This window comes from Lysinibacillus sp. NPDC093190 (assembly GCF_050280425.1).
GTDB lineage: Bacteria > Bacillota > Bacilli > Bacillales_A > Planococcaceae > Lysinibacillus.
The window spans coordinates 177,947-188,583 of record NZ_JBNNVG010000005.1; the positions used below are offsets into that span (position 1 = coordinate 177,947).

The window sequence follows — 10,637 nt, forward strand, 5'->3', positions numbered from 1 at the left end:
AAATGAAAGGTGTGTGGATAAGTTTCACAAACTATTGAAATAGCTTTGTTTTTCTGATACGATATCTGTGCTTCACTTTGTTGAAAACTGAAATTAACTTTTATTTTATCCACAACTGTTGATATGCTGTGGATAATTTTTATCACAGCCTTTGGTTAACTTTTATCCACAACTTGTGAATTTGTGGACTAGTTGTAAAAATGAACGTATTTACCGTTTCTATAAATGCGCTTTTATTATTGTAATTGTATTGAACTGTAAAGGAGATTAGCAGCTTGGAACATTTAGAAGAACTATGGAATAATGTCCTGGCTCAAGTTGAACAAAAAATTTCTAAACCAAGCTTCGAAACGTGGCTAAAGTCTACTAAACTACTTTCCTACAATGGTAGTGGTTCTACTGTGACAATTGCTGCGCCAAATTCGTTTGCTCGAGACTGGCTTGAAAATCATTATATTCATTTGATTACAGGTATATTAACGGAGCTTACAGGCGAAGACTTGCTTATTAAGTTTGTTGTTCAAAAAAACCAGGATTCGGACGATTTCGATTTACCAGCGCCGATTATCCAAGCAAAAAATAACGAACACCATGATATTTCACCAGGTATGTTAAACCCGAAGTATACTTTTGATACGTTTGTTATTGGCTCTGGTAACCGCTTTGCACATGCTGCCTCGCTAGCTGTCGCAGAAGCGCCTGCGAAGGCTTATAACCCATTTTTTATCTATGGGGGAGTAGGACTTGGCAAAACACACTTAATGCATGCGATTGGTCATTATGTACTGGAACATAACCCAAATGCAAAGGTGGTATATTTATCATCTGAAAAATTTACAAATGAATTTATTAACTCAATTCGTGATAATAAGGCTCTTGATTTCCGCAATAAATATCGCAATGTAGATGTACTGCTAATTGATGATATTCAATTTCTAGCTGGAAAAGAATCAACTCAGGAAGAATTTTTCCATACTTTTAATACATTGCATGAAGAATCGAAACAAATTGTTATTTCCAGTGACCGTCCTCCTAAGGAAATACCGACATTGGAAGATCGTTTACGTTCTCGATTCGAATGGGGACTAATTACAGATATTGCACCTCCTGATTTGGAAACTCGTATCGCCATTCTTCGAAAAAAAGCAAAGGCTGATGGTCTAGAAGTGCCAAATGAAGTCATGCTCTATATTGCGAACCAGATTGACTCCAATATTCGGGAGCTTGAAGGTGCGCTTATTCGCGTCGTTGCCTACTCATCACTTGTTAACAAGGATATTAATGCAACTTTGGCTGCTGAAGCATTAAAGGATATTATTCCTAATTCAAAGCCACGAACTGTCACGATATTAGACATTCAAAATGCAGTAGGAGAGCATTTTAACATTCGTTTAGAGGATTTTGTCGCGAAAAAACGTACAAAGTTAATTGCCTTCCCACGTCAAGTCGCCATGTTTTTATCTCGCGAATTAACAGATTTTTCGCTGCCGAAAATTGGCGAAGAATTTGGTGGACGTGACCATACTACTGTTATCCATGCGCACGAAAAAATATCTTCTTTGTTGAAAAATGACGTTCAGCTACAACAAGATATTAAACAAATTCGAAGCATGCTAGGGAAATAATGCTGTGGACAATACAAACATTTAAACACAAACTTATACACAGTCTATCTACATGTGGATAGACTGATTTTATTCACTTGAAAGTACTTATCCACAAATCCACAGGACCTATTACTATATCTTTTTTATTTTATATAAATAAATAATATAAATATGTGAGGGAAAACGAATGAAATTTGATATTTTACGTGACCGTTTATTAGAGGGTTTAAATGATGTTATGAAAGCCGTAAGTTCTAAAACAACTATTCCAATTTTAACGGGGATAAAAATTGATGTAACAGATGAGGGTATTCGCTTAACAGGTAGTGATGCTGATATTACAATTCAAACATTTATTCCAGTTGAAGAAGATGGCCAACAAATAATTCATATTACAGAAACAGGATCAATTGTTGTACAAGCTCGTATGTTTAATGAAATTGTACGTAAGTTACCAACAAATGAGGTTGAAATTCAAGTAACAACTGGTTTCCAAACTCATATCCGTTCAGGTAAATCTGAATTCCACTTAATTGGCTCAGATGCTGCTGAATATCCTTTATTACCCGAATTAACAGAGGATCAAAAATTTACTATTCCTGCTGATCTATTAAAGTCGATTATCCGTGAAACAGTATTCGCTGTTGCCACTTCAGAAAGTAGACCGGTGTTGACAGGTGTAAACTGGCAGATAAAAAACGAATCATTAATCTGTGTTGCAACAGATAGCCACCGTTTGGCAAGACGTAAAGTTCAACTAGAAAATTTACCTGAAGTTGAACATAGCGTTGTAATTCCTGGTAAAAGTTTAAATGAGTTAAATAAAGTTTTAGAGGATTCTACAAATCTTGTGCAAATTGTTATGACAAGCCAGCAAGTGTTATTTAAAACTGGAGAAGTATTATTCTTCTCTCGCTTACTTGAAGGTAACTACCCAGATACATCACGTTTAATTCCAGAAGAGTATCAAACAAATCTAACAATTAACGGTAAATCATTATTACAAGCAATCGATCGTGCATCTCTTGTTGCTCGTGGCGATCGTAATAATGTTGTACGTTTTGAGATTTTAGATAATCAAGCTGTCGAAGTTTCTTCTAATTCTCCAGAAATCGGTAAGGTTCAAGAGGAAATTCCTGTTGAATCATTAGAAGGGGAAAACTTAAAAATTTCTTTCAGTGCAAAATACATGATGGAAGCATTGAAAGCAATAGATGGTCAAGATGTTGTCATTCAATTTACAGGAGCAATGAGACCATTTATTTTACGTTCAGTTCATGACGATGCTATTTTACAGTTGATTTTACCTGTACGTACTTATTAAGATTTTACTTCTTTCAGCATTCATTGGAGAGAATAAACTCCATAATTTCAAGCTCTAAATGCTTTGAAAAACTTTCGGGTAGTCGCTAGTTGCGGCTATCTTTTTTTACTTATGTTGAATATTTAGGTATGATAGAGAGATAGACAGTCTGTATTTGGAGGGGAACTCAACTATGAAGGACATTGAAATTGATGTAGAGTTTGTCACGTTAGGGCAACTTTTAAAAATGACCGATGCCATTAGCTCTGGTGGCATGGCGAAGTGGTTTTTACACGAAAATGAAGTATATGTAAATGGAGAAGTAGATGATCGCCGTGGTCGTAAATTACGTGACGGTGACATTGTAAATATTCCTGGATGTGGTCGATTTCGTATCGTTGGAACCACTGGACAGTAAATTATGCATATAGAGCAGTTAAAACTTACAAATTACCGTAACTATGATGCCTTAGCTTTAAACTTCTCTCCAAAAATTAATGTTTTTATTGGTGAAAATGCTCAAGGAAAAACAAATGTTATGGAATCTATTTACGTATTAGCGATGGCTAAATCCCATCGAACGACGAACGATAAAGAATTAATACGTTGGGATTCAGACTATGGTAAAATAGAAGGGGCCGTTCAAAAACGGCATGGTATTTTACCAATTGAGCTTACGATTACGAAAAAAGGCAAAAAAGGTAAGATAAATCATATAGAACAAAGTCGACTCAGTCATTATATTGGCCAAATGAATGTCGTGATGTTTGCACCCGAAGATTTAAACGTTGTAAAGGGAAGTCCGCAAATACGCCGACGTTTTATTGATATGGAGATTGGGCAAATTTCGCCTGTCTATTTACACGATTTATTAACCTTTCAAAAAATTTTAAAGCAACGTAACCATTTTTTAAAAATGAATCAAGGTAAAACAATGCCAGATGACGTGATGTACGAAGTTTATAATGAACAATATATTCACGCAGCTACCCAAATTATTCGAAAAAGATTTCAATTTATGGATTTATTGCAGGAGTGGGCAGAGCCAATTCACGCAGGTATTTCACAAGGGAAAGAAACGTTAGTTATTAAATACCGCACAGTAGCTGGTATTGAAAAAGAACTTACATCTAGTGAAATTGAAGGCTTCTTGCATAAAAAGCTAATAGAAGCTAAGGAGCGTGAATTTGATCGAGGTGTAACACTAGTTGGTCCGCATCGAGACGATTTGCAGTTTTTGGTAAATGGCTATGATGTTCAGACATATGGTTCACAAGGCCAGCAACGTACAACCGCTCTTTCATTAAAACTTGCTGAAATCGAGTTAATTAAACAAGAAACAAATGAAACACCCATACTACTTTTAGATGATGTATTGTCGGAACTCGACGATTATCGCCAATCGCATTTATTAAATACCATTCAAGGTGAAGTTCAAACCTTTGTTACGACTACAAGTGTTGATGGAATTCATCATGAAACGATGGAGCATGCACAGCTGTTTCACGTGAAACAAGGAGCGATTGAAGAAAGTTAGCCCGGGGAGTTTTTTAGATTACAAAAGAATGGTAATAGTCAGCTCGGTTGACTGTTCATTCATTTACACACAATGATGTTATGAAGGAGTAGATGAAAGCCGTGGCTATAGAGAACGAAGGTTTACAAAATCAAGCTTATGAAGCCGATCAGATACAGGTATTAGAAGGTTTAGAAGCGGTACGTAAAAGACCAGGGATGTATATCGGTTCAACAAGCTCTAAAGGTCTTCACCATTTAGTATGGGAAATTGTTGATAATAGTATTGATGAAGCACTTGCAGGATTTTGTACAGATATAAAAGTAACGATAGAAAAAGACAATTGGATTCGTGTAGAAGACAATGGTCGTGGTATTCCGGTAAGTATACAAGAGAAAATGGGGAAGCCTGCTGTTGAAGTTATTATGACAGTGCTCCATGCTGGCGGTAAGTTTGGCGGTGGAGGATACAAAGTATCTGGTGGTCTTCATGGTGTAGGGGCATCTGTTGTAAATGCTCTATCAGCTGAGACGATTGTTCAAGTTCATCGTGAGGGTCATATTCATGAAATTAAATTTGAACGTGGGAAAACTGTTCAAGAGATAATGATTATTGGTGATTCAGATCGTAATGGAACAACTACACGTTTTAAAGCAGACCCTGAAATATTTAAAGAGACTACGGTTTATGAATATGATATTTTAGCACATCGAATTCGTGAATTAGCTTATTTGAATCGTGGTATCAAGATTACAATTGCTGATGAACGCGAAGGTGAGGAACGTTCTACTACGTATCATTATGAAGGTGGTATCCGTTCTTATGTAGAGCATTTGAATCAATCTAAAGAGCCTATCCATGAACCAATTGATGTTCTTGGGGAAAAGGATGGTATTTCAGTTGAAATTGCTATGCAATATAATGCTGGATTCTCTTCAAATATTTTTTCATTTGCTAATAACATTAATACGTATGAAGGTGGTACACATGAGTCTGGTTTTAAAACAGCTCTGACACGTGTTATTAATGATTACGCACGAAAAAACGGACTATTAAAAGAATCAGATGCAAACCTTACTGGTGAGGATGTTCGAGAAGGGTTAACAGCTATTGTTTCAGTTAAGCATCCTGATCCACAATTTGAAGGACAAACAAAAACAAAGCTTGGTAACTCTGAAGTTAGCCAAATTACTAACTCCTTATTCTCAGATGGTTTTGAACGATTTATGTTAGAAAATCCAACTGTCGCTCGTAAAGTTGTAGAAAAAGGTTTAATGGCTGCTCGTGCACGTGTCGCTGCTAAAAAAGCACGTGAATTTACACGTCGCAAAAATGCCCTTGAAGTATCAAGTTTACCAGGTAAATTAGCTGACTGTTCATCAACAAATCCATCTGAATGTGAAATTTATATCGTTGAGGGTGATTCTGCCGGTGGTTCAGCAAAATCTGGACGTGACCGACACTTCCAAGCAATCTTACCGTTACGTGGTAAAATCCTTAACGTTGAAAAAGCACGCTTAGATAAAATTTTATCGAATGCAGAAATCCGTGCCATGATTACAGCATTTGGCACAGGTATTGGTGAAGAGTTTTCTTTAGAAAAGGCTCGTTATCATAAAATCGTTATTATGACAGATGCCGATGTTGATGGTGCCCATATTCGCACATTACTATTAACATTCTTCTTCCGTTTCCTTCGACCTCTCATAGAGGCAGGTTATATTTATATTGCACAGCCACCTCTTTATCAAGTTAAGCAAGGTAAGCATGTTGAGTATTGCTATGATGACGAAACATTAAAAGAAATTTTAGAACGACTATCAAAAATGCCAAAACCAAATGTGCAACGATACAAAGGTCTTGGGGAAATGAATGCAGAGCAGCTTTGGGAAACTACAATGGATCCTGAGCACCGCACATTGTTACAAGTAGAATTAGATGATGCAATTAAAGCAAACCAAGCATTTGAGCGTTTAATGGGCGATGAAGTTGAACCTCGTCGTCAATTTATCGAAGAAAATGCTGTATACGCTAATTTAGATATTTAATTTTTCTTGAGAGGAGGTCTACACTTTGTCAGAACAAGAACGCTCCGGTGTTAAAGGAGTTAATATAACAGAAGAAATTGAAACATCCTTCCTCGATTATGCGATGAGTGTAATCGTTTCTCGTGCATTACCAGACGTACGAGATGGATTAAAACCTGTACATCGCCGTATTTTATATGGCATGCAAGAGCTAGGGAATACAGCAGATAAAGCGTACAAAAAATCAGCACGTATAGTTGGGGACGTAATGGGTAAATACCATCCACATGGTGACTCATCCATCTATGATGCAATGGTACGTATGGCACAAGATTTCAGCTATCGTTACATGCTAGTCGATGGTCATGGTAACTTTGGATCTGTCGATGGTGACGGAGCGGCAGCGATGCGTTATACGGAATCACGTATGTCTCGTATTGCAATGGAAATGCTTCGTGATATCAATAAAGACACAATTGACTATACAGATAACTATGATGGTTCAGAAAAGGAACCTGTTGTCCTTCCAAGTCGCTATCCAAACTTATTAGTAAATGGAGCGGCAGGAATTGCGGTAGGTATGGCGACAAATATTCCGCCACATCAACTTGGTGAAACGATAGATGCAGTGATAGCACTTTCTGAAAATCCTGCTATTACAACGGAAGAATTGATGGAAATCATCCCAGGACCTGATTTCCCAACTGGTGGATTAATTTTAGGTCGTAGCGGTATTCGCCGTGCTTACGAAACAGGCCGTGGCTCCATCATTATTCGCGCAAAGGTAGAGATTGAACAAAAACCAAATGGTAAAGAAACAATTCTTGTTCATGAATTACCATACCAAGTAAATAAAGCTAAGCTTATTGAAAAAATAGCAGAGCTTGTACGCGATAAAAAAATTGATGGTATTACAAACCTACGTGATGAATCTGACCGACGTGGTATGCGAGTAGTCATTGAAGTTCGTAAAGATGCAAATGCCAATGTAGTTTTAAATAATTTATATAAACAAACAGCCATGCAGTCGAGCTTCGGTATTAATATGCTGTCATTAGTAAATGGTCAACCTAAAGTAATGGGCTTAAAAGAAATGTTGCATCATTATTTAGAGCATCAAAAGGTTATTATTCGCCGTCGTACGGAATTTGACTTAAGGAAAGCGGAAGATCGTGCACATATTTTAGAGGGCTTACGTATTGCCCTTGATCATATTGATGAAATTATTGCTATTATTCGTGGTTCACGTAGTGGTGATGAAGCAAAACCTCAATTAATGGAACGCTTCAATTTATCTGAACGTCAAGCACAAGCAATTTTAGATATGCGTTTAGTTCGTTTAAGTGGGTTAGAGCGTGAAAAAATCGAAGCAGAATATCAAGAGCTTCAAATATTAATTGCTGAATTAAAAGCGATTTTAGCAGATGAGACTAAAATTGTTGATATTATTCGTACTGAAATAGTAGAACTAAAAGAACGCTTTAACGATAAACGACGTACTGAAATTACTTCTGGCGGTTTAGAAATGATTGAGGACGAGGATTTAATCCCAGTCGAAAATTCGGTCGTAACTTTAACGCACAATGGTTATATCAAACGTTTAGCTGCGAATACATATCGCAGTCAAAAACGTGGTGGTCGTGGTGTACAAGGTATGGGCACAAATGAAGATGATTTTGTAGAGCATCTTATGAATACATCTACACACGATACAATTTTATTTTTCACTTCAAAAGGAAAAGTATTTAGAGCAAAAGGTTATGAGATTCCGGAATTTGGTCGTACAGCGAAAGGCTTACCGATTGTTAACTTACTCAATATTGATAAAGGTGAGAAAGTAACAGCAATGATCCGTGTTGGTTCATTTGATGAAGATGCGTACTTTATCTTCACTACTAAAACAGGTATTACAAAGCGTACACCAGTATCTCAATTTGCTAACATCCGAACAAACGGCTTAATAGCTATAAGTTTACGAGAAGATGATGATCTCATTTCTGTTCGTTTAACAGATGGCGTTAAACAAGTGATTATCGGTACTCGTGATGGCATGCTTGTACGTTTCCAAGAGGATGATATTCGTTCAATGGGCCGTACTGCAGGTGGTGTACGAGGTATTAAACTACGTGATGGTGACGAAGTAGTTGGTATGGAAATCATTGAACCAGGACAGGAAATTTTAGTTGTTACAGCAAAAGGTTACGGTAAACGTACTTCTGAAGAGGAATATCGTTTACAGAGCCGTGGTGGTGTAGGATTAAAAACAATTCAAATCACTGATAAAAATGGTCCAATGGTAGCTGTAAAAACTGTTGATGGTTCAGAAGATTTAATGCTTATTACAATTAACGGCATGCTTATCCGTATGGATGTTAATGATATCTCATTAATTGGACGTAGTACACAGGGTGTTCGTTTAATTCGTTTAGGCGATGAAGAGCTTGTTGCAACTGTAGCAAAGGTTGAAAAAGAAGAAGACTCTATCGAAGACTCTATCGAAGAAAATGATCAAGTAGAAGAATAATAAAAAGACCGATGACGACAGCTAATGTTGCTGTTCATCGGTTTTTTTAGCATAAATCATGAAAAATAAGTAATTATTTTGAATTCCATGATAAAATGAAATTAACCTTATGTTTAAGCAAGTGAAATAGTGAAGAGGAGTTAATTGCGTGGAAACTATACATGTCCCAATTTCAGAGTTACGCGTTGGTAAAGTAATTTCAGAAGATATTTTTGCTAATACACACTATCCAATAATTTTTAAAAACACAATAATTTCCCACGAGCATTTACAAGTTTTTTTTGCTTTTAATATTTCAAGAGTCCCTGTTTATAAAGATGGTATAGAGGCTCGAACAGAAGTAATAGAAACAGACTTAGTTGTTCCAACAGATGCTGTTCCAACTTTCAAAAAGGTTTATGACAATTCTGTTGAACAATTCAAAAAACAATTTAAAAATTGGGAAGCTGGTGCAAAGGTAGATATTGCGAAAGCACGTAAAATCATTTTGCCATTATTAGAAATGGTTTTAGAAGATCGTACCATCATTTTTGAATTAAATGAGTATTCAAATCCAAAAGACTATTTGTACCATCATTGTGTAGCAACAGCATTGATTTCTTCGGTGATTGCACAAAAATTAGGCTATGACAAAGGAATTACAATCCAAGTTGCAATTGGAGGGTTATTAGCTGATTGTGGAATGGCAAAAATTCATCCACGTATCCGTGATAAAAAAACAACCTTAACAGAGCAGGAGTTTGATGAAATTTATAAGCATCCGACTTATAGCTACGATATGGTCAAAGATTTAACAATCTTAAAGGATACAATGAAAGAGGCTATTTTCCAGCACCATGAGCGTTTAAACGGTAGTGGCTATCCGAAAGGGGAAAAAATCGCTAATATTTCTACTTTTGCTCAAATTATCGCGGTTGCAGATGTATTCCATGCAATGACTTGTGAGCGAGTGTATAGAGCTAAGCAATCTTCCTTTAAAGTCATAGAGATGATTAATGAATCTGAATTTGGAAAGTTTGATATTAAAGTAGTTCGTGCACTGATAGATATTGTTGCCGACCTTCCTCTAGGAACAATAGTTGAACTATCTAATCTGGAACAAGGCGAAGTAATGTTTGTAAATAAATTTGCCCCAACTCGACCACTTATCAAACTAAGCCATTCAGGGGAGATACTTGATTTAGGTAAAAATCGTACCTTCTATATTTCACGTATAATAACAAATTTATAATAGTAAAAAGGCAACCCATTAACATTGGCGTCTGCCTTTTTCATTTTTATCTCAATCGAAGGTATCGTAACCAAAGCATTAACAAAGGTTCCTACGTCTAAAAATGAGCTAACTATGAGAAAATTGATATCTTAAAAATTAAGTGATATAGAGAAAATAATTATCCCTTTGAAATTATTTAATTAAGGTTAACTAAAACCCTCTTTACACGGTAAGTAGAAGGAGAATAATAGATTTTTTTAAAACTATTGATTTTTTTTGAGAAAGTGTTGACATAGTTTTAGATTCTTGATATTATTAGTGAGTCGCCAAGAGGTGACACTTAAAATAAAGTAATGAACCTTGAAAACTGAACAAGCAAAACGTAATCAATAAAGTTTTTAGTAACTAACCTTGAGTTGGTGAACGAAACAAAATTTTGGACATCAA

Annotated in this window: 7 protein-coding genes; all 7 read left to right on the forward strand. The window is 36.1% G+C overall.

Going from position 1 to position 10,637, the window contains the following annotated elements; translation table 11 throughout:
* Window positions 1-275 precede the first annotated feature (275 nt).
* The 7 genes from dnaA to ACQKOF_RS06625 all read left to right on the forward strand — a co-directional run bounded on the left by dnaA (window position 276) and on the right by ACQKOF_RS06625 (window position 10,208).
* Window positions 276-1,625: a chromosomal replication initiator protein DnaA gene (gene dnaA, locus ACQKOF_RS06595; protein WP_053482948.1), complete on the forward strand. Its 1,350-nt coding sequence runs from the start codon at window positions 276-278 to the stop codon at window positions 1,623-1,625.
* Between the two features lie 169 nt (window positions 1,626-1,794).
* Entirely contained in the window at window positions 1,795-2,931 is a 1,137-nt protein-coding gene (gene dnaN / locus ACQKOF_RS06600) for a DNA polymerase III subunit beta (RefSeq protein WP_427554761.1), read from the forward strand.
* Between the two features lie 172 nt (window positions 2,932-3,103).
* The gene (yaaA, locus tag ACQKOF_RS06605) at window positions 3,104-3,328 is read left to right on the forward strand and encodes a S4 domain-containing protein YaaA (RefSeq protein ID WP_370044005.1); all 225 of its coding nucleotides are present in this window, start codon (window positions 3,104-3,106) and stop codon (window positions 3,326-3,328) included.
* Between the two features lie 3 nt (window positions 3,329-3,331).
* The gene (gene recF / locus ACQKOF_RS06610) at window positions 3,332-4,447 is read left to right on the forward strand and encodes a DNA replication/repair protein RecF (RefSeq protein WP_427554763.1); all 1,116 of its coding nucleotides are present in this window, start codon (window positions 3,332-3,334) and stop codon (window positions 4,445-4,447) included.
* Between the two features lie 92 nt (window positions 4,448-4,539).
* Window positions 4,540-6,474 (forward strand): DNA topoisomerase (ATP-hydrolyzing) subunit B, encoded by a 1,935-nt coding sequence (gyrB, locus tag ACQKOF_RS06615; RefSeq protein WP_427554765.1) that lies wholly within the window; start codon window positions 4,540-4,542, stop codon window positions 6,472-6,474.
* 25 nt (window positions 6,475-6,499) lie between these two features.
* Window positions 6,500-8,977, forward strand: a complete 2,478-nt coding sequence (gene gyrA / locus ACQKOF_RS06620; protein WP_427554767.1) for a DNA gyrase subunit A — start codon at window positions 6,500-6,502, stop codon at window positions 8,975-8,977.
* A gap of 148 nt (window positions 8,978-9,125) precedes the next feature.
* Window positions 9,126-10,208 carry an HD-GYP domain-containing protein gene (locus tag ACQKOF_RS06625; protein ID WP_427554769.1) on the forward strand — a complete coding sequence of 361 codons (1,083 nt, stop codon included), beginning with the start codon at window positions 9,126-9,128 and terminating at the stop codon, window positions 10,206-10,208.
* Window positions 10,209-10,637 lie beyond the last annotated feature (429 nt).

What these genes read in the sequence shown, in the direction of transcription:
- dnaN (WP_427554761.1), top strand. Translation starts at nt 1,795, where the DNA reads ATGAAATTTGATATTTTACGTGACCGTTTATTAGAGGGTTTAAATGAT.
- yaaA (WP_370044005.1), top strand. Translation starts at nt 3,104, where the DNA reads ATGAAGGACATTGAAATTGATGTAGAGTTTGTCACGTTAGGGCAACTT.
- recF (WP_427554763.1), top strand. Translation starts at nt 3,332, where the DNA reads ATGCATATAGAGCAGTTAAAACTTACAAATTACCGTAACTATGATGCC.
- gyrB (WP_427554765.1), top strand. Translation starts at nt 4,540, where the DNA reads ATGAAAGCCGTGGCTATAGAGAACGAAGGTTTACAAAATCAAGCTTAT.